Source organism: Streptomyces natalensis ATCC 27448, from assembly GCF_000935125.1.
GTDB classification, from domain to species: domain Bacteria; phylum Actinomycetota; class Actinomycetes; order Streptomycetales; family Streptomycetaceae; genus Streptomyces; species Streptomyces natalensis.
This window is the reverse complement of the sequence record NZ_JRKI01000010.1, coordinates 296,821-314,971: the sequence shown is the minus strand read 5'-3', so window position 1 is coordinate 314,971 and position 18,151 is coordinate 296,821. Positions and strand designations below refer to the sequence as shown.

Below are 18,151 nucleotides of genomic sequence, written 5' to 3'. Positions count from 1 at the left end.
AGGTTAGTCATCGCGCGAGCAGGGTGGTCAGGGCGCCCACCGGGTCGGGGTCCGCGGGCCCGGTGGGCCACCAGTCCTCGGCGCCGGGCTCGGATTCGTACGGGTACCAGCGGTGGTCGCGGCCGTAGCGCAGCTGGATGCGGCGCAGGGGGTCGGTGAGGTGGTTGTGGCGCGGGCGCAGGGAAGGGAGGTCCGCGGCGATCAGGGCGCTGCGGGCGCGGTCGAAGTCGCCGGCCGGGGGGTTCCAGGTGGTGTCGAGGAGGGCGAGGCCCTCGGGGCCGCCCTGCCGCCAGGCGGCCACCGAACGGGCCACCTCGGTGGAGGTGCGGCCGGTTGCGGCGGCCAGGTCGCGGTAGAGGGCGCGCGTGGCCGAGGTCAGGCCGGCGGTGGGATGGGCGGTGGCGGCAAGGCGGACGGCGTCCTGCCATACAGGGAGCTGCGGGAACGGGCTGCGCACGGGCGGCCGTTCGCCCCCGGGGGCGGCGGGTGCGGAGGCACTTCCGGTAGCGGCGCTCCCGGTGGCGGACGGGGCGGGTGGGGCGGCCGGGAACGACAGAAAGGCATGGGCGCGGGCCGCGGCGTCGGCGGCCAGGAATTCCAGGGCGGCCGGATCGACGGGAAGGCCGTCGGCATCCGGGAGGGCCGGCGGCCGCCCGGGGTGCTCGGGGAGCGCCAGGGGCGGCGGAAGCGGCGGCCGGTGGCGGTCGGCGAGGGCGTCCCGGGCGAGGACCCCGGCGGGCTCGCCGGGGGCGGAGGCTGCGGGGGACGGGGCGTCGGACAACGGCGTATCGGGGACCGGGGCTTCGCGGGTCAGCGAGCCGGGAGCCGGGGAATCGGCGGCCGGGCCCGGCATTTGGGCGGCGCGGCTCCCGTCGGCCGTATGCCTCGCCGTACGCGCCGTATGCCTCGCCGTAGGCGCCGTATGCGTCGCCGTCTCCGCCGCCGTATGCGCCGTAAGCGTGGCATGACGGCGGGAGAGCTCATCGAGCAGCTCCCGTTCGCCGCGGCCGCGCATCAGCAGCAGGACGAACGGGTCCGCGTCCAGGAGGCGGGCGACCTGGAAACACAGCGCGGCGGCGTGTTTGCAGGGCCGCCCGAGGTCGGGGCACGAGCAGCGGGGCACGAGATCGCCCGGCCCGGGGAGCAGCCGCACGTCCCCTTCGGCCAGGGCGCTGGGCAGCTTTTTGGCCAGCAGCGCGGCCAGCTGGGTGGGGTCCGCGGCGACGGCGCCGAGCAAGTCGTCCCACTCCTGGCCGGAGAGGGTCCGCAGGCGGATTTCCGCGCTGTAGGGGCGGGGTCTGCTGCCCCGTACGGTGGCGACGATGCGGCCCGGGGTGACGTTGATGGTGTCGACGTGCCCCTCCCGCGCATACGCCCGGCCGCGGTCGAGCCGGGCGCCGTCGAGCGCGGTGCTCTCCAGCGCGTCCACCCAGGCACTCCCCCACCAGGATGCGGCGAACGGGCCCTCGGCGCGGGCGGGCAGCGGCGGGAACGTGCGCGAACGGTCGGCGCGCGTCTGCCGGTCGGCCACGGCGGCGCGCCCCCGTGCCGCGGGCCGCCCCCGGAAACCGGAGGCTTCCCTGCGGACCTCCCCGGCCGCATCCGACCATCTCGGGCTCATGCGGACCTCCTCAGGGAGACCAGATCGGCCAGTTCGGCGTCGGACAGCTCGGTGAGCGCGGTCTCGCCCCCGGAGAGCACCGCGTCGGCGAGCTGCCGCTTGGCGGCGAGGAGTTCGGCGATGTTGTCCTCGACGGTGCCCTCGGCGATCAGCCGGTGCACCTGGACCGGCTGGGTCTGGCCGATGCGGTAGGCACGGTCGGTGGCCTGCTCCTCCACGGCCGGATTCCACCAGCGGTCGTAGTGGATCACATGACCGGCGCGGGTGAGGTTGAGGCCCGTGCCCGCCGCCTTGAGGGACAGCAGGAAGACCGGGGCGTGGCCGGACTGGAACCGATCGACCATCCGCTCCCGCTCGGCGACGGGCGTTCCACCGTGCAGCAGTTGGGTGGGAATGCCACGGTGGGCGAGGTGCGCTTCGAGGAGCCGGGCCATTCCCACGTACTGGGTGAAGACCAGGGTGGCGCCGTCCTCGGCCAGGATGGTGTCCAGGAGTTCGTCGAGGAGTTCCAGCTTCCCGGAGCGGGCCGCCAGGCCCGGTGCGGTCTCCTTGAGGTACTGCGCGGGGTGGTTGCAGATCTGTTTGAGGGCCGTGAGCAGCTTCATCACCAGGCCGCGCCGCGCGATGCCCTCGGCCGTGCCGATCCGGCCGAGCGCCTCATGGACAACGGCCTGGTACAGCGCGGCCTGTTCGCGCCCGAGCGCCACCGGGTGGTCCGTCTCCGTCTTGGGCGGCAGCTCCGGTGCGATCCCCGGGTCGGATTTCTTGCGGCGCAGGATGAACGGCCGCACCAGTCTGGCCAGCCGCTGCGCCGCCTGCGGGTCCTCCCCGCCCTCGACCTCACGGGCGTGCAGCGCGCGGAAGGTCTTGAGGGGGCCCAGGAGGCCCGGGGTCGTCCAGTCCAGGAGGGCCCACAGCTCGGAGAGGTTGTTCTCCACCGGGGTGCCGGTCAGCGCGATCCGGGCCGGGGCCTTGATACGGCGCAGCGCCTTGGCCGTCGAGGACCGCGGATTCTTCACATGCTGTGCCTCGTCGGCGACCACCCATGCCCACGCATGGGCGGCCAGTTGGGCGGCGCTGCTGCGCATCGTCCCGTAGGTGGTCAGGACGAAGCCGCCGGCCAGGTCGTCGAGGGAACGGCCGGTGCCGTGGAAGCGGCGGACGGGCGTACCGGGCGCGAAACGCTCGATCTCGCGCTGCCAGTTGCCCAGGAGGGAGGCCGGGCAGACGACGAGCACCGGGGCGGCGGGCCGCCGGTGCCGGTGCAGCGCGATGACGGTGACGGTCTTGCCCAGGCCCATGTCGTCGGCGAGACAGCCGCCGAGGCCGAGGGACATCATGCTGTCGAGCCAGGCCACACCGCGCAGTTGGTAGTCGCGCAGGGTGGCGTGCAGTCCCGGTGGCTGGGGCAGGGCGCGGGCGGGAGCGGTGAGGCGGGCGCGCAGCGCAGCGAGCGGCCCCAGGGGCACCACCTCCACCTCCTCGCCGTCGACCTCGGCGGTGCCGCCCAGTGTCGCGGCGAGCGCGTCGGCCGGTTCCAGTTGGCCCAGTTCGCGTTTACGGGCCTTGCGGACGAGGGCGGGGTCGACCAGAACCCACTGGTCGCGCAGTCGGACGACGGGGCGGTGGGCCTCGGCGAGGGCGTCCATCTCGGCCTCGGTCAGCGGTTCGCCGTCCATCGCCAGCTGCCAGCGGAACTGGAGCAGTTGCCCGGTGTCGAAGAACCCGAAGCCGTCCGCCGCTGAACCCGGTGCGGGGCGCAGCACCGCCGTGGCGGTCAGCCCGCGCGCCAGTTCCCTGGGCCAGTGCACGGCCACCCCGGCGGCGGCCAGTTTGGGCGTGAACGGGCCCAGGAGGTCGTTCAACTCGTCCTCGCCGAGCGGCAGTACGTCGGGCACCGGCCGCTCCAGGAGGCGGGCCAACGGCTCCCAGACGCGGGCCGCCCGCCGGAGCGCGAGCAGGGTGTCGACGCGGGACCGCGGCCCGAAGTGGTCGGGTCCTTCGCCTTCCCACAGGTGGCGGGCGTCGGCGACCAGGGTCGGGTCGGTCAGGCTGTGCACCTGGAGCACCACGGCCGCCGCGCTGCGCTCCCCGGCGCCGTACCCCTCCCCCTGGCCGTCGTCCGGCCCGGCTTCCCGGCCGTCGTCCGGCCCGCCGTCGAAGAGCTTGTGCGCGGGGAGATCGAGGCGCAGCGAGAGCCGTACGCCGGCGTCGATACCGGCCGCCACCTCCGCGGCCCACTCGCGGGCACCGGGCAGCGACTGCGGCGCACCGGACGCGAACGGGGCGCCGGCCACGAGCGCGGCGGCGGGCGTACGGGGCAGGGTGTCGGCCACCGCGTCCACGAAGAGCCGCAGCAACCCCATCGGGTCGGGCAGCCGCAGCGGGCGGCTGTCGGCGACGGGGACAGCGTACGCCTCACCGGGCATGGCCGCGGCGATGGCCCGCAGATGCACGATGTCGGCGGGATCCAGGGGGCCGGCCCGCCAGGCGTCGATGTCGTCGGCCGTCAGACCGGGCAGCAGCCTGCCTCGCGCGGCGAGATGCAGGGCGTGCAGCGTGGCCGCGCCCCAGCAGGCGGCGGCCGGATGCGCACCCGGATCGTGCCGGGCCCCGGCCAGCAGCGGCACGGCCTCGGCCAGCGGAAGCAGCACGGCGGGGACCGCGCGGCCACGGGCCCCGTTGCCGTGCCGCCGGGCAACGGTCAGCTCCGTCGGCTCACCGGCCGGCCCGCCGTCCCCTGCGGGCAGCGAACCGCCGTCGGGTCGCCAGAGGGCCATCTTCCCGGCACGCGGCGGCCGGGCGGGGAGGAAGGTCACGGCACAGCTGCCGAACACAGCCCCGGCGCCGCCGACGCCGCCGCCCGCCGTCTCCCACCGCCTCACCGTGCCGTCCTTTCGTCCCGCCGCTTGACCACTCCGCGCCTGCCGCGCCGCAAAACCGATGGAAACACACGGCACTGACAATGCGGCCCGCCGCCTGCTCCGCCCACTGCCCTCGCAGGTCAACGACGCCTTCCCCCGAGTTGTCCACAGGCAGAAAAACACTTCCCCGCGCCGCCCCCAAACCCACTACAGTCCGTCACATCGTCACTTTCAGTGACGGCCCGATCTCAGCGAGGAGGCCATTCATGCACACCACCGCTCCCACCCCCACACCCACCCCCACACCCGAGCAGACCGCCGCGACCGACACCTTCCGCACCGGGGCACATCTCGTGATGCAGGCCGGCGCCGGCACGGGCAAGACGACCACCCTCGCGATGCTCGCGCACACGGCTCGGCGCCAGAGCCGGTTCGGCCGCTATATCGCCTTCAACAAGGCCATCGCCCGCGACGCCGCCAGAAAATTCCCCGCCGACGTCGCGTGCGGCACCGCCCACTCCCTCGCGTACACCGCGGTCGGCCGGCACTACCAGGCGCGGATGAACGCGCCGCGCCAGGCGGGCTGGCGAACGGGCGCGGCCCTCGGCATCGACGAGGGCATGTCCGTACGCATCGGCGCACGCAACGTCACCAACAAGGCCCTGTCCTATACGGTCCTGCGCACGGTCACCCGCTTCTGCCACTCCGCCGACACCGGCCTCGCACGCCATCACGTGCCCTCGTTACGCGGCGCCGAAGCGGAGGCCCTGCACGATCAGCTCGCCGGCCTCGTCCTGCCGTACGCACGCCGGGCCTGGGCCGATCTTCAGCACCGGGACCGCGGTGTGGTCCGCTTCGAACACGACCACTACCTCAAGATGTGGGCCCTGCAAGAGCCCGTGATCCGCGCGGACTTCCTGCTGCTGGACGAGGCGCAGGACACCAACCCCGTGGTCGAGCAGGTCTTCTCGGCCCAGCGCGACCACGCCCAGCTGGTGCTGGTCGGCGACTCCGCCCAGGCCATCTACGGCTGGCGCGGGGCACGCGACGTCATGACCGGCTTCGACGGCGAACAGCTCACCCTCTCCCGTTCCTTCCGCTTCGGGCCGACGCTCGCCACAGAGGCCAACCGCTGGCTGTCGATCATCGGCGCGCCCCTCCGACTCACCGGATCACCGCAGCGGGAGACGGAGTTGAGAGTGGTCCCCGCCCCGGAGGCGATCCTGTGCCGGTCGAATGTCGGGGCGATGGTCGAAGTGATACGGCAGCAGGAGACGCACCGCAGGGTCGCCCTGGCGGGCGGCGGCGAGGCGCTGAGCGCACTGGCGCGCGCCGCACACGACCTCAATGAGGGACGGCGGGCCACGCACCCCGAGCTGATGCTCTTCGAATCCTGGTCGGAACTGCGCGAATACGCGGAGTACGACCCGGCCGGGCGGGATCTGCTCCCGCTGGTGGAGCTGGTCGACGAGCACGGCACGACCGCCCTGCTGCGCGCCCTGGACCGGCTCTCCCCGGAGGGCTCCGCCGAGGTGACGGTGTCCACGGCGCACCGCGCCAAGGGACGGGAATGGGCGAGCGTGCGCATCGCGGACGATTTCACCGGCCCCGACGATCTCGACGAGCGCGACGAGCACGGCACCCCGCTGCCCGGCCCGATCGACATCGACGAGGCACGCCTGGCGTATGTGGCGGTGACCCGCGCCCGCGCACAGCTCGACATCGGCGGCTTGTCCTGGATCAACAGTCACCCGGCGGGCGACCCCTCCCCCTGGACGGCCACGGCCACGGCCACAGCCACAGCCGCTACAGCGAGTACCGGGCCGACACGGTCCGAGCACCCGCCCACGGTCCACGGCCCGGCCGGCGAACCGATTCCTGACCCGAATCAGTGACCTGCCCACCGATCAGGAGGATCCTGGAACGAGGAGAGGGACGCAGATGCGTACGGGAAATGAGCCGCTTCAGGCGCGCAGCCCGCTGAAGATCCGCTGTGGGCTGGCGCTGTGGGGGCTGCTGTGGACCATCGCGGGCGCCGTCGCGTTCGCCACGGCAGGCCGCCCGGAATGGGCGGCGGCCTGCGCGGCCCTTGCGCTGGTGGCCGCCACGGATCTGGTCATCGTCATACGCCACATTCGCCAGGGACCGCACTACCAGCCGGGCAAGGACATACCCCCCTACGAACCGGACGACGGCCGCAACGACGTCTTCGACCACCGGAACACCAACGGCCGTCAGCGCCACACCAGACCGTAGGTCCTCCTGCCGGGGAGCGCGGGCGCCGCGCCTACTCGCCCCTGCCCTCGGCCCCGTCGGCAGGCGCGAAGCGGGCCGCTTCGAGGAGGTCCGGGCGGGGTTCCAGGGCGGCCGCGAGGCGGAAGTGGCGGAGGGCCTCGTCGGGGCGGCCGGCACGTTCCAGGGTGCGGGCCAGGGCGAAATGGGCGAAGGCGTTGGCGGGCTCGCGTTCCAGGACGATCTGGAACTCCAGCTCCGCCGAACGCAGTTGGGCCGCCAGGAAGAACGCGCGGGCGCGCAGCAGGCGGGCCGCGGTGTTCTCCGGGTGGGCGGTGATGACCGGATCCAGCAGCCGGATCGCGCCGCGGGGGTCGCGGGCGGCCAGCAGCTGGTCCGCGGCGCGGAAGTCGATGACATGTGTCTCGGGGCTGCGCTCGGGCACGGCCGTCTCCTCTCCGTAGCCGTACGGGCGGCTCGAAGCGGCCACCCGTACGGCATGCACGTGCCCCAGAACAACCGCCTCAGTCGCCTCATTCCCCGTCGAGGAGGTGAATGCCCGCGTGCCCGTACGCCAAGCGCTCGCCCGCCCGCCCGCTCGCAGGCAGGCAGGCAGGCAGGCAGGCAGGCAACCCTGCCCGCTACAGGCTGATGTGGTACGCCTTGCGCAGCGTCTCGTGCACGGTCCACCGTGTGCGGTCGCCCTCGCGCAGGATGCAGGCGTCGCCCGGTCCCACCTCAAGCACCGAGCCGCCCTCGACCTCGATGGTGGCGCGTCCGCTCACGACGACGAAGAGTTCATTGGCCTCGGTGTCGGTCACCACGCCGGGCGTGATCTGCCAGATGCCGCGGATCTGCTTGCCGTCCGGGGACTCCCACAGCACCTTGCCCGTGACCACCGGCTCACCGGAGACGATCTGTTCCGGGTCCAGCGGCTCCGGCTCCAGATCCGCGTCCGCCATGCCGGGGATGTTCACGGCGAAGGACGCCGGCGCGGCCACGGAGCCGACGGACGGGGCAGCGGGCGAAGCCGCGGCGGGCTCGGCGGCGGAGGTCCGCGGGGCGCGATCGGTAGCACTCATGGCGGCGAGGGTACCGTCCTGCCTCACGCGGCCCGCAGCCGCTCCCATACCTCGCGGACCTGCGGTTCCAGCGCCTCCAGCGGCCCGTCGTTGTCGATGACGAGATCCGCGATGGCCAGGCGCTGTGCGCGGGTCGCCTGGGCGGCCATCCGGGACTTGGCCTCGTCCTCCGCCATATCGCGCAGCCGTACCAGCCGGTCGAGCTGGGTCCCGGGGGAAGCATCGACGACGACGACCAGGTCGTAGAGCGGCGCCAGGCCGTTTTCCGTCAGCAGCGGCACATCGTGGACGACGACGGCGTCCGGCCCGGCCGACGCCTCGAGTTCGGCCGAACGCGCGCCGACCAGCGGGTGCACGATCGCGTTCAGCGCCTTGAGCTTGTCGGGGTCGGCGAAGACGATCCCGCCCAGTTTGGGCCGGTCGAGGGTGCCGTCCGGGGCGAGTACGCCGTCCCCGAACTCCTCGACCACCGCCGCGAGTCCGGGCGTACCCGGCTCGACGACCTCGCGTGCGATCTTGTCCGCGTCCACGATCACCGCGCCGTACGACGCCAGCAGGCGCGACACCGCGCTCTTGCCCGCCCCGATACCGCCGGTCAGCCCCACCTTCACCATGCGCCCACGCTATACGGTCACGCCGCAGCGGCCCGGCCAACCCCCGTACCCGCCGCCACACCCGCACCCACGCCCCGCCCTGGGCACGGCACCTCTCAGAGGCCGCCCCCGCCGCCCTCGGCCTCCCGCTCCGCCAGGAAGCGCTCGAATTCCCTGCCGATCTCGTCGGCGGACGGCAGATCCACCGGCTCGGCGACCAGATTGCCCCTGGTCTCCGCCCCGGCCACCGCGTCGTACTGGTGCTCCAGCCCGCTGACCAGCGTCGTCAGCTCCTCATCGCCCTGCGAGAGCTGCCGCTCGATCTCCTCCTGGGTGCGCAGCGCCTCCGTACGCAGCACGTGCGCGGCACCCGGCAGCACCAGGCCCGTCGCCGCCGTCACGGCTTCCAGGGCCGTGAGCGCGGCGTCCGGGTAGGCGGAGCGGGCGATGTAGTGCGGTACGTGCGCCGCCACGCCCAGTACGTCGTGCCCGGCCTCGGCCAGCCGGAATTCGATCAGCGATTCCGCGCTGCCCGGGACCTGCGCCTCGTCGAAGAGGCTGCCGTGGCCGGGCATCAGGTCGATGCGGTTGCCGTGTGGGGTGATGCCCACGGGCCGGGTGTGCGGCACGCCCATCGGGATGCCGTGGAAGTTGACCGCCAGCCGTACGCCGAGCCGCTCGACGATCTGGCGGACGGACGCCGCGAAGCGCTCCCACTCCACGTCGGGCTCGGGGCCGGACAGCAGCAGGAAGGGCGCTCCGGTCGCGTCCTCGACGAGCCGCAGCACGATGGCGGGGTCCTCGAAGGCGGTCCAGTGGTCGCGCTCGAAGGTGATCAGCGGGCGCCGGGCGCGGTAGTCGACCAGCCGGTCGTGGTCGAAGCGGGCCACCACGCGGTGGGAGAAACCCTCCAGCAGCCGTTCCACGATCTGGTCGCCGGTCTCACCGGCGTCGATGTAGCCGTCGAAGTGGTACAGCAGCACCATTCCGGCGGAGTCCGTGGCCGCGATCGCCTCGACCGCCGCGAGCCCGCTCGGCTCCCATTCGTACAACCCCTGGGGATCCAACACAGTGACCGCTCCTCCTCATGTCCGTGGGCAAGAACGTCCGGGCGCGGGCTCGCATTCCCGGACCGGCGCCCTCGTACCCGTACACGGCGCAAAACGGCCGGCCCGGACCGCGTCAGCCGCCCGCCGCCACCCCGTGGCACATACGCCCCCGCACACCCCAACTCCCCCACGGTGCAGCGCTGTTGGCTTCCCCGCACCGCCGCCCCATCGCCCCCGAACGCCACCACACACACGACGAAGGCCCGCTCCCCCAAAGGGGGAACGGGCCTTCGCCTATCGGCTACCTCGCCTGTCGGCTAGTGCCTGGCGGTCGAGCGGTTCAGCTCTGGCCGCCGGCCAGCTTCTCGCGGAGCGCGGCCAGGGCCTCGTCCGACGCCAGGGCGCCGGAGTTGTCCGCCGACTCCGAGGAGTACGAGCCGCCGGAGACCTGGCCGCCACCGGCCTGGCCGCCACCGGTCGCCGCCGGAGCCGCAGCGCCCTCGGCCGCCGCCTGCTCGTCGGCCTCGCGGGACTTGATGACCTGGGCCTGGTGCTGCTCGAAGCGCTGCTGCGCCTCGGCGTACTGGTTCTCCCACGCCTCGCGCTGGGTCTCGTAGCCCTCGAGCCAGTCGTTGGTCTCGGGGTCGAAGCCCTCGGGGTAGATGTAGTTGCCCTGGTCGTCGTAGGACGCGGCCATGCCGTACAGGGTCGGGTCGAACTCGACCGCCGACGGGTCGGCACCGAAGGACTCGTTGGCCTGCTTCAGCGAGAGGCTGATGCGGCGGCGCTCGAGGTCGATGTCGATGACCTTGACGAAGATCTCGTCGTTGACCTGGACGACCTGCTCCGGGATCTCCACGTGGCGCTCGGCCAGCTCGGAGATGTGGACCAGGCCCTCGATGCCCTCGTCGACGCGCACGAACGCACCGAAGGGAACGAGCTTGGTGACCTTACCCGGGACGACCTGACCGATCTGGTGGGTCCGGGCGAACTGCTGCCACGGGTCTTCCTGGGTCGCCTTGAGCGACAGGGACACGCGCTCGCGGTCCATGTCGACGTCCAGGACCTCGACCGTGACCTCCTGGCCGACCTCGACGACCTCGGAGGGGTGGTCGATGTGCTTCCAGGACAGCTCGGAGACGTGGACGAGACCGTCGACGCCGCCCAGGTCCACGAAGGCACCGAAGTTGACGATGGAGGAGACGACGCCGGAGCGCACCTGGCCCTTCTGGAGGGTGGTGAGGAAGGTCTGGCGGACCTCGCTCTGGGTCTGCTCCAGCCAGGCGCGGCGGGACAGGACCACGTTGTTGCGGTTCTTGTCCAGCTCGATGATCTTGGCCTCGAGCTCCTTGCCCACGTAGGGCTGGAGGTCGCGCACGCGGCGCATCTCGACCAGGGAGGCCGGCAGGAAGCCACGGAGGCCGATGTCGAGGATGAGACCACCCTTGACGACCTCGATGACGGTACCGGTGACGATGCCGTCCTCTTCCTTGATCTTCTCGATCGTGCCCCAGGCCCGCTCGTACTGGGCGCGCTTCTTCGAGAGGATCAGGCGGCCTTCCTTGTCCTCCTTCTGGAGGACGAGGGCCTCGATCTCGTCACCAACGGCGACGACCTCGTTGGGGTCGACGTCGTGCTTGATCGAGAGCTCGCGGCTCGGGATGACGCCTTCGGTCTTGTAACCGATGTCGAGCAGGACCTCGTCCCGGTCGACCTTCACGATGACGCCGTCGACGATGTCGCCGTCGTTGAAGTACTTGATCGTCTCGTCGATCGCGGCGAGGAAGGCTTCCTCGTTACCGATGTCGTTGACCGCAACCTGCGGGGTGGTGGCGGTGGTCTCGGTGCTGCTCGTCATGTGGGAAAGGGCTCCGGTACGGACATTGAAGTCGTAGGTACTGCTACGCCGAGAGCCCGTATCGCTTCTGCATAAGCCGGACAGTGTCAGAAGCGGACCCTGCGGAAGCCCGAATGCCAGAGCATTCGGATCCACCCGAGACGCCTCAAAACCGAGAGGTACATACAGATGCGAGCGCGGCCTGCTCCGTCTGAGGCGCGCAGGCCCGCAGCGCAACTTGTAGCATACGGGCGCAGCCGGACACGGTCAATGCGCGAACGCGCACACCGGGGGCGGAACGCCCATATCCGGCACACACGGTGTTCCGCGAGGTCGAACGGCCTCACAGTCCCTAGCCACAAGCAGTGCGAAGACTACGACGACGGGCGCGATGAACCAAGAGTACGAGCCGGAGGCGACCCGGCGTGATGCCTCGGACGCCGAGAGCAGCCGGGCGAGCCGTGGCTGGTGGGACCGTCACGCCGATGAGTACCAGAGCGAGCACGGTGCGTTCCTGGGGGACGACCGCTTCGTGTGGGGGCCCGAGGGGCTGGACGAGGCGGAGGCCGGGCTGCTGGGCCCGGCGGCGGAGCTGAAGGGCAAGCGGGTCCTGGAGATCGGGGCCGGGGCGGCGCAGTGCTCGCGCTGGCTGGCGGCGCAGGGTGCCCGCCCGGTGGCGCTCGATCTCTCCCACCGGCAGTTGCAGCATGCGCTGCGGATCGGTGAGGGGGCGGCGGGCGAACCGGGTCTGGTGGAGGCGGACGCCGGGGCGCTGCCGTTCCGCGACGGCGCGTTCGATCTGGCGTGTTCCGCCTACGGCGCGATTCCCTTCGTCGCCGAACCGGTGCGTGTGCTGCGCGAGGTGCGCAGGGTGCTGCGGCCCGGTGGCCGGTTCGTGTTCTCGGTGACGCATCCCGTCCGGTGGGCGTTCCCCGATGAGCCGGGGCCGGAGGGGTTGTCGGTGGCGGCCTCGTATTTCGACCGCACGCCGTATGTGGAGCAGGACGAGAGCGGCCGGGCGGTGTATGTCGAGCACCACCGGACGGTGGGCGACCGGGTGCGGGACGTGGTGGCCGGCGGGTTCCGGCTGGTGGATCTGGTCGAGCCGGAGTGGCCGGAATGGAACGCCCAGGAATGGGGCGGGTGGTCGCCGCTGCGGGGGAATCTGATTCCGGGGACGGCGATCTTCGTGTGCGAGGCCCCGTGATCCGAAGCGATGCGCTCGCGCGGCTGCCGGTGCGGACGGCGCTGCCCGCACTGCGGGAAGCGCTCGACGGAGCCGGTACGGCCGTGCTGTGTGCGCCGCCGGGGACGGGCAAGACGACGCTGGTGCCGCTGGATCTGGCGGGACTGACGGGTACGGGGCCGGCTCGGCGAGTGCTGGTCGCCGAGCCGCGGCGGATCGCGGCGCGGGCGGCGGCGCGGCGGATGGCCTGGCTGCTGGGTGAGCGGGTCGGTGAAACGGTCGGGTTCACGGTGCGCGGGGAGCGCCGGGTGGGTCCGCGTACGGCCGTGGAGGTGGTGACCACCGGGGTGCTGCTCCAGCGGTTGCAGCGGGATCCGGAGCTGGCCGGGGTGGCGGTGGTGGTGCTCGACGAGTGCCATGAGCGCCATCTGGACGCCGATACGTGTGCGGCCTTCCTTCTGGACGTACGCGAGACGCTGCGGCCGGAACTGCGGCTGGTGGCGGCGTCGGCGACGACGGATGCCGAGGGGTGGGCCCGGTTGCTGGGCGGCTCCGGGGGCGCGGCCCCGGTGGTCGAGGCGGCGGGCGTCTCGCACCCGGTGGAGACGGTGTGGGCGCCGCCGGAGCGGCCCGTGCGGCCACCGCACGGTATGCGGGTGGATCCGGCCCAGCTGGCGCATGTGGCCGCGGTGGTGCGGCGGGCGCTGCGTGAGCAGAGCGGCGATGTGCTGTGTTTTCTGCCGGGGGTCGGGGAGATCGGGCGCGTTGCCGGGCAGTTGGCCGGGGTGGACGCCGAGGTGCTCCAGGTGCACGGCCGGGCGCCGGCCGAGGTGCAGGACGCGGTGCTGGCGGGGAGCGAGGGGACAGGTGCACGGCGGGTCGTGCTGGCGACCTCGGTGGCCGAGTCGAGTCTGACCGTGCCGGGGGTGCGGGTCGTGGTGGACAGCGGCCTGGCGCGGGTGCCGCGGATGGATCATGCGCGGGGGCTCAGCGCGCTGGCGACCGTACGGGCCTCGCAGGCGGCGGCGCGGCAGCGGGCGGGGCGGGCCGGGCGCGAGGCGCCGGGTGTGGCCTATCGGTGCTGGCCGGAGGCGGAGGACGGGCGGCTGCCGCGGTTCCCGGATCCGGAGATCAAGGTGGCCGATCTGACGGCGTTCGCGTTGCAGGCGGCGTGCTGGGGCGATCCGCAGGCGGCCGGGCTGGCGCTGCTGGATGCGCCGCCGGCCGGTGCGCTGGCGGCGGCGCGGGAGGTGCTGACGGCGGTCGGCGCGGTGGACGCGGACGGCCGGGCGACCCGCCGCGGCGTACGGATGGCCCGGCTGGGACTGCATCCGCGGCTGGGCCGGGCGCTGCTGGACGGGGCGCGGGAGATCGGGGTGCGGCGGGCCGCGGAGGTGGTGGCGCTCCTGAGCGAGGAGCCGCCGCGGGCCTACGGGGACGATCTGGCGGCGGCGTGGCGCACGGCGCGGCGGGGCGGCGATGCGTATGCGGCCCGGTGGCGGCAGGAGGCGCGGCGGCTGGAGGCGGTGGCCGGGGAGGCGGACGGCGGCAAGCAGGCCGGGGCCGGGGCGGATGCCGATGCGGGGCTGATCGCCGCGCTGGCGTTCCCGGAGCGGGTGGCGCGCGCCAGGGGCGGCGGCGGTTTTCTGATGGCGTCCGGGACGGGGGCCGAGCTCGGCGGTGAGGGCTCGCCGCTGCGGGAGGCGTCCTGGCTCGCCGTTGCGGTGGCCGACCGCCCGGTGGCCGCGGCGTCCGCCCGGGTGCGGCTGGCGGCGGTGATCGACGAGGCGACGGCGCGTACCGCGGCGGGTGCACTGTATTCCTCGGGTGAGGAGGTGCACTGGTCGGACGGGGACGTGGTGGCCCGCAGCGTGACCCGGCTGGGGGCGATCGAGCTGTCCTCCAGGCCGCTGGGCGCGCCCGATCCCGTACTGCTGCGCGGGGCGGTGGCCGAGGGGCTGCGCCGCGAGGGGCTCGGTCTGCTGCGCTGGTCGGCGGGCGCGCAGGCGGTGCGGCAGCGGATGGCGTTTTTGCACCGGGAGGTGGGCGCGCCGTGGCCGGATGTGTCGGATGCGGCGCTGCTGGAGCGGGTCGAGGAGTGGCTGGGGGTGGAGCTGGACCGGGCGCGGCGGCGGGCCGATCTGGAACGTGTCGATGCGGGGCAGGCGCTGGCCCGGCTGCTGCCGTGGGCGTCGGGCGAGGCGGCGCGGTTCGAGGAGCTGGCGCCGGAGCGTATCGAGGTGCCGAGCGGTTCGCGGATACGGATCGACTACGGCGGCGAACAGCCGGTGCTGGCGGTCAAGTTGCAGGAGCTGTTCGGCTGGCAGTCCTCGCCGCGGGTGGCCGGCGGCCGGGTGCCCGTACTGGTCCATCTGCTGTCCCCGGCGGGGCGCCCGGCGGCCGTCACCGCCGATCTCGCGTCCTTCTGGCGGGAGGGCTACCGCGCCGTACGGGCGGAGCTGCGCGGCCGCTACCCCAAGCACCCGTGGCCGCAGGACCCGTCGGCTGCCGAGCCGACGCGGCACACCTCGGCGCGGCTCAGGCGGGGCTGAGGGGCGGCTGCGGGGCCGGGCCGGGGCCGGCGGGGCGGCGGCTGCGGGCCTCAAGGTGCAGGCTGAGCGCGAGCAGGGCGGCGCCGAGGGCCAGGAAGCCCCAGGGCAGGTAGCTGGTGAGCAGCAGGACGAGGGTGCGCCGGCTCTTGACCAGGGCGACGGTGGAGGCGACGTAGTCGTCGCGCATCTTCACATGGCCGGCGAAGGCGGTGACCTTGCCGCCGCCGGGCAGCAGGTCCCCGCCGCGCAGCTCCTCCTTGTGGATCTCCTGGCCGTTGACGGGCGCGCCGGTGACCGGTTCGACCCAGAGCATCCGCTTGGTGGTGTACCAGCGGGTGGTGCCCATTTTCTCGACGGCCTGCGGGGTGATGCCCTTGACCGGCATCTTCTTGGGGAGCGGGACCCTGGTCCAGGGGATGGTCTGCTCGAAGTAGTAGACCTGGAGGCCGTGGAAAGTGCGGGTGCCCTTGTAGTGGATGGGGGCGGAGGTGCGGGTCTGGGCGTCGAAGTAGACGTAGTCGCGCTTCTCGGCGAGGAAGGGCCACTTGAACTCGATGCCCGCGCGGTGCACGGGGTCGCCGTCGACCATTTCCCCGGTGGCGTGCACGGGCTCCTGGGAGTGGGCGTCGAAGATATAGCGCTCGGGGATCTGGGAGACCATCTTGCCGTCGGGTCCGGCCACGTAGGACAGCGCGTCCCAGACGACGACGTCGCGGCCCGCGGTCTTCTCGATGCGGTCCGAGGCGGCGACATCGCCCTTGAGGGTCTGCACGATGGTGACCTCGGGGACCTTCTTGGCCTTCATGGTGCCGTAGTCGACGAGGGTGGCGGGCCGCGCCTCCAGGACCATGTCCTGGTACTGGCCGGCCGGGATCTTGGCGAGCCGGGGGAAGGCGTAGAACCGCATCAGGGGCGACAGGGCGGTGAAGAAGACGGCGAAGGCGAGCAGAACCAGGCTGGCCGTGCGGCGCATGGCGGTGGCGTCCCTCCCTCAGGGGTGCTTGGGGACGGTGGTCAGCAGCGGTTTGGGCGAGGTGGTGCCGGTGGGCGCGCCGATCGCCGTCATGGTCAGGACGAGGGCGAACGCGGCGGCCAGTCCGAGCGCGGTGGCTGTCAGGACGCGCATGGTCGGCCTCCCGTGAGCTGATACAGCGTCAGGTCGGGGCACCGTAGCAACGGGCGGGCGAGATGAGAACACGTGGCGCCCAGAAGAGGCGGCGCCGCCGTCCCGGCCCGGACGGAGGGCGGGGCGGCGGCGCCGGGCCGGGCGGCGCGCTCAGGAGCCGGCCGGGGCGGTGACCTGGAGCTCGACGGTGAGGACGGCGCCGTCGGCGGTGGTCAGCCGCAGGAGGAAGGTTCCGGTGCGGGTGTCCGTGGCGATTTTCGGGAGCCGGAGCAGCCCGTGGGCGTCGGTGGTGAGCTTGGTGAGGGTGCGCACCGGGCGGTCCTTGTCGGCGCCGGTGGCGTCGGGGTCCGTGAAGTAGGGGCCCCGGTCGTTCTCCACGGGGTGGCCGGGGTGGCCGGGGTCGTCGGTGACCATGGTGGCGGTGACGGGCACGCCCGCCGCGGCCTTGCCCCGGTAGGTCGCCCGCACCTCGGCCGCGCCGTCCGCGAACGCCCGGCCCGCGGTCGTCGTCACCTTCGCGTCGGAGGTGCGGACGAGGCCGTCGGCCCGGGGCGCGGGTGCCGCCTTGACGGTCAGGGCGAAGTCGACGGCGGGCACGGTGCGGCCGTCGGCCGTCGCCCAGAGGGTGGACGCCCCGGCCTTGGCACCCGCGTGCAGCGTGGGCGCGGTGGCCAGGCCGTCCTCGCCGGTGGTGACGGTGACGGTGGTGGCGTGGTCGGTGAACCGGATGCCGGTGGTGCCGGTGAGGGTGAAGCGCACAGGGATGCCGGCGAGCGGCCGGCCGGCGGAGTCCTTGGCGCGGACCGTCGGCGCGGTCGCGAAGGCGCTGTCCGCGGTGGCCGTCAGGGCCTTGTCGCCGACCGGGTCGAGCACGGTGAGCCGGGCGGGCTCGCCGGGCTTGGGTGCCGGGGGCGGGGTCTGCCGGTGGGAGCCGCCGGGGCGGTCGGGCGCCTTGGGCGCCTGCGGCCGGGGCAGGGCGTGGGGGTGCGCGGTGTGGCCCTTGGCGGGGTGGCCGTCTCCACCGTGGTGTTTGCGGTGGCTGCGCCCGTCGGGGCCGCCGCGGTGCACCGGGAGCACGCCCTTGCCGTCCGGCACCTCGTACGCCCCGGTGCGGTAGAACGCGTACCAGGACAGCACCGTGCGCAGATACACCGAGGAATCGTTGTAGCCGAGGACCGCCCGGTGGAGGTCGTGCGCCACGGACAGATCGCGGCCCCCGGCGCACAGATAGCGGCCGGCGGCGAGCGCCGCGTCGAAGATGTTGTGCGGGTCCTTCTTGCCGTCGCCGTTGCCGTCGGCACCCCAACCGGCGCCGTCGGGTCCGCCGTTGGACCAGGTGGACGGGATGAACTGCATCGGGCCCACGGCGCGGTCGAGGGTGGTGTCGCCGTCCAGGAGGCCGCCGTCGGTGTCGCGGATACGGGCGAAGCCGTGCCCGTTGAGGCGGGGGCCGAGGATCCGGCTGAGGGTGGTGCCGGCGGCATCGACCGCACCGCCGCGCGCCTGGCCGGATTCGACCTTGCCGATGCCGGCGAGCAGTTGCCACGGCAGCCGGCAGCCCGGGGCGTCGGCCTCCAGGTGGGCCGCGGCGTTCTTGTACGCGGCGAGGACGGTGGCGGGGATGCCCGCCTCGGCGGGGCCCATGGCGATGCGGAACCTGCCGTGGCCGCGGTGGTGGTGCGAACGGACGTGCGGGGCGGGGCGCTTGTGGGGCGGCAGATCGGTGAAGTAGCCGGAGCCGCCGTCGATGGGGATGCCGGCCGGCGGGGCGGGCTCCGGTGCGCTCGCGGCCGCGTTCTTGGTGGCGGCCGGCGCCTGAGAGGTGGTCAGCGCGGCCAGTACCAGCGCCGCCACGGCCGATGACGCCGCCCCCCTGCGGAGCCGCCGCCCGAATGTGGCTGCCATACGTGCCGTCCCCTCCGTGGTGAACTGCCGCGCGCACCCCAGGGCGCACGCCCCCGGCGCTCCAACTCGGCCGAGACTACGACAACTCGGGCCGATCAGCTACC

At 73.3% G+C, this 18,151-nt stretch carries 14 protein-coding genes; 4 read left to right on the top strand and 10 right to left on the bottom strand.

Annotation, left to right across the window (positions count from 1 at the left end; all coding sequences use genetic code 11):
• Nucleotides 1-7: 7 nt before the first annotated feature.
• Together SNA_RS09745 and SNA_RS09740 are read right to left on the bottom strand one after the other, a co-directional pair.
• A complete protein-coding gene (locus SNA_RS09745; RefSeq protein WP_078969793.1) occupies nt 8-1,621 on the bottom strand; it encodes an SWIM zinc finger family protein in 1,614 nt (537 codons plus the stop codon).
• Entirely contained in the window at nt 1,618-4,401 is a 2,784-nt protein-coding gene (locus SNA_RS09740) for a DEAD/DEAH box helicase (protein ID WP_044364354.1), read from the bottom strand. The genes SNA_RS09745 and SNA_RS09740 overlap by 4 nt, the downstream gene beginning before the upstream one ends.
• 350 nt (nt 4,402-4,751) lie before the next feature.
• On the opposite strand from SNA_RS09740, the gene SNA_RS09735 reads away from it, so the two are divergent.
• Nucleotides 4,752-6,380 (top strand): UvrD-helicase domain-containing protein, encoded by a 1,629-nt coding sequence (locus tag SNA_RS09735; protein ID WP_078969792.1) that lies wholly within the window; start codon nt 4,752-4,754, stop codon nt 6,378-6,380.
• 46 nt (nt 6,381-6,426) lie between these two features.
• The gene (locus SNA_RS09730) at nt 6,427-6,741 is read left to right on the top strand and encodes a DUF6343 family protein (protein WP_044364311.1); all 315 of its coding nucleotides are present in this window, start codon (nt 6,427-6,429) and stop codon (nt 6,739-6,741) included.
• 31 nt (nt 6,742-6,772) lie between these two features.
• Here SNA_RS09730 and SNA_RS09725 read toward each other — a convergent pair whose 3' ends face one another.
• From SNA_RS09725 to rpsA, 5 genes are all read right to left on the bottom strand, one after another.
• A complete protein-coding gene (locus SNA_RS09725; RefSeq protein ID WP_030069919.1) occupies nt 6,773-7,162 on the bottom strand; it encodes a tetratricopeptide repeat protein in 390 nt (129 codons plus the stop codon).
• 196 nt (nt 7,163-7,358) lie between these two features.
• The gene (locus tag SNA_RS09720; RefSeq protein WP_044364352.1) at nt 7,359-7,679 is read right to left on the bottom strand and encodes a cupin domain-containing protein; all 321 of its coding nucleotides are present in this window, start codon (nt 7,677-7,679) and stop codon (nt 7,359-7,361) included.
• A 143-nt stretch (nt 7,680-7,822) separates the two neighbouring features.
• Nucleotides 7,823-8,413 (bottom strand): dephospho-CoA kinase, encoded by a 591-nt coding sequence (gene coaE, locus SNA_RS09715; protein ID WP_030069921.1) that lies wholly within the window; start codon nt 8,411-8,413, stop codon nt 7,823-7,825.
• A gap of 95 nt (nt 8,414-8,508) precedes the next feature.
• On the bottom strand, nt 8,509-9,462 hold the full coding sequence (locus SNA_RS09710) for a PAC2 family protein (RefSeq protein WP_044364309.1): 954 nt from the start codon (nt 9,460-9,462) through the stop codon (nt 8,509-8,511).
• A 319-nt stretch (nt 9,463-9,781) separates the two neighbouring features.
• Nucleotides 9,782-11,299, bottom strand: coding sequence for a 30S ribosomal protein S1 (gene rpsA / locus SNA_RS09705; protein WP_044364307.1), 1,518 nt, complete (start codon nt 11,297-11,299; stop codon nt 9,782-9,784).
• Nucleotides 11,300-11,669: 370 nt separating this feature from the next.
• On the opposite strand from rpsA, the gene SNA_RS09700 reads away from it, so the two are divergent.
• Nucleotides 11,670-12,485, top strand: coding sequence for a class I SAM-dependent methyltransferase (locus SNA_RS09700; protein WP_030069925.1), 816 nt, complete (start codon nt 11,670-11,672; stop codon nt 12,483-12,485).
• Nucleotides 12,482-15,016 carry an ATP-dependent helicase HrpB gene (gene hrpB / locus SNA_RS09695; protein WP_044364350.1) on the top strand — a complete coding sequence of 845 codons (2,535 nt, stop codon included), beginning with the start codon at nt 12,482-12,484 and terminating at the stop codon, nt 15,014-15,016. The genes SNA_RS09700 and hrpB overlap by 4 nt, the downstream gene beginning before the upstream one ends.
• Here hrpB and pgfA read toward each other — a convergent pair.
• The 3 genes from pgfA to SNA_RS09685 all read right to left on the bottom strand — a co-directional run bounded on the left by pgfA (nt 15,003) and on the right by SNA_RS09685 (nt 18,047).
• A complete protein-coding gene (pgfA, locus tag SNA_RS09690) occupies nt 15,003-15,989 on the bottom strand; it encodes a cell envelope lipid trafficking protein PgfA (protein WP_044364305.1) in 987 nt (328 codons plus the stop codon). The genes hrpB and pgfA overlap by 14 nt on opposite strands.
• Before the next feature lie 18 nt (nt 15,990-16,007).
• Complete coding sequence (locus SNA_RS41130; protein ID WP_104531940.1) at nt 16,008-16,142, bottom strand: SPW_0924 family protein; 135 nt, start codon at nt 16,140-16,142, stop codon at nt 16,008-16,010.
• A 150-nt stretch (nt 16,143-16,292) separates the two neighbouring features.
• Nucleotides 16,293-18,047, bottom strand: coding sequence for a lytic transglycosylase domain-containing protein (locus SNA_RS09685; protein ID WP_030064590.1), 1,755 nt, complete (start codon nt 18,045-18,047; stop codon nt 16,293-16,295).
• Nucleotides 18,048-18,151 lie beyond the last annotated feature (104 nt).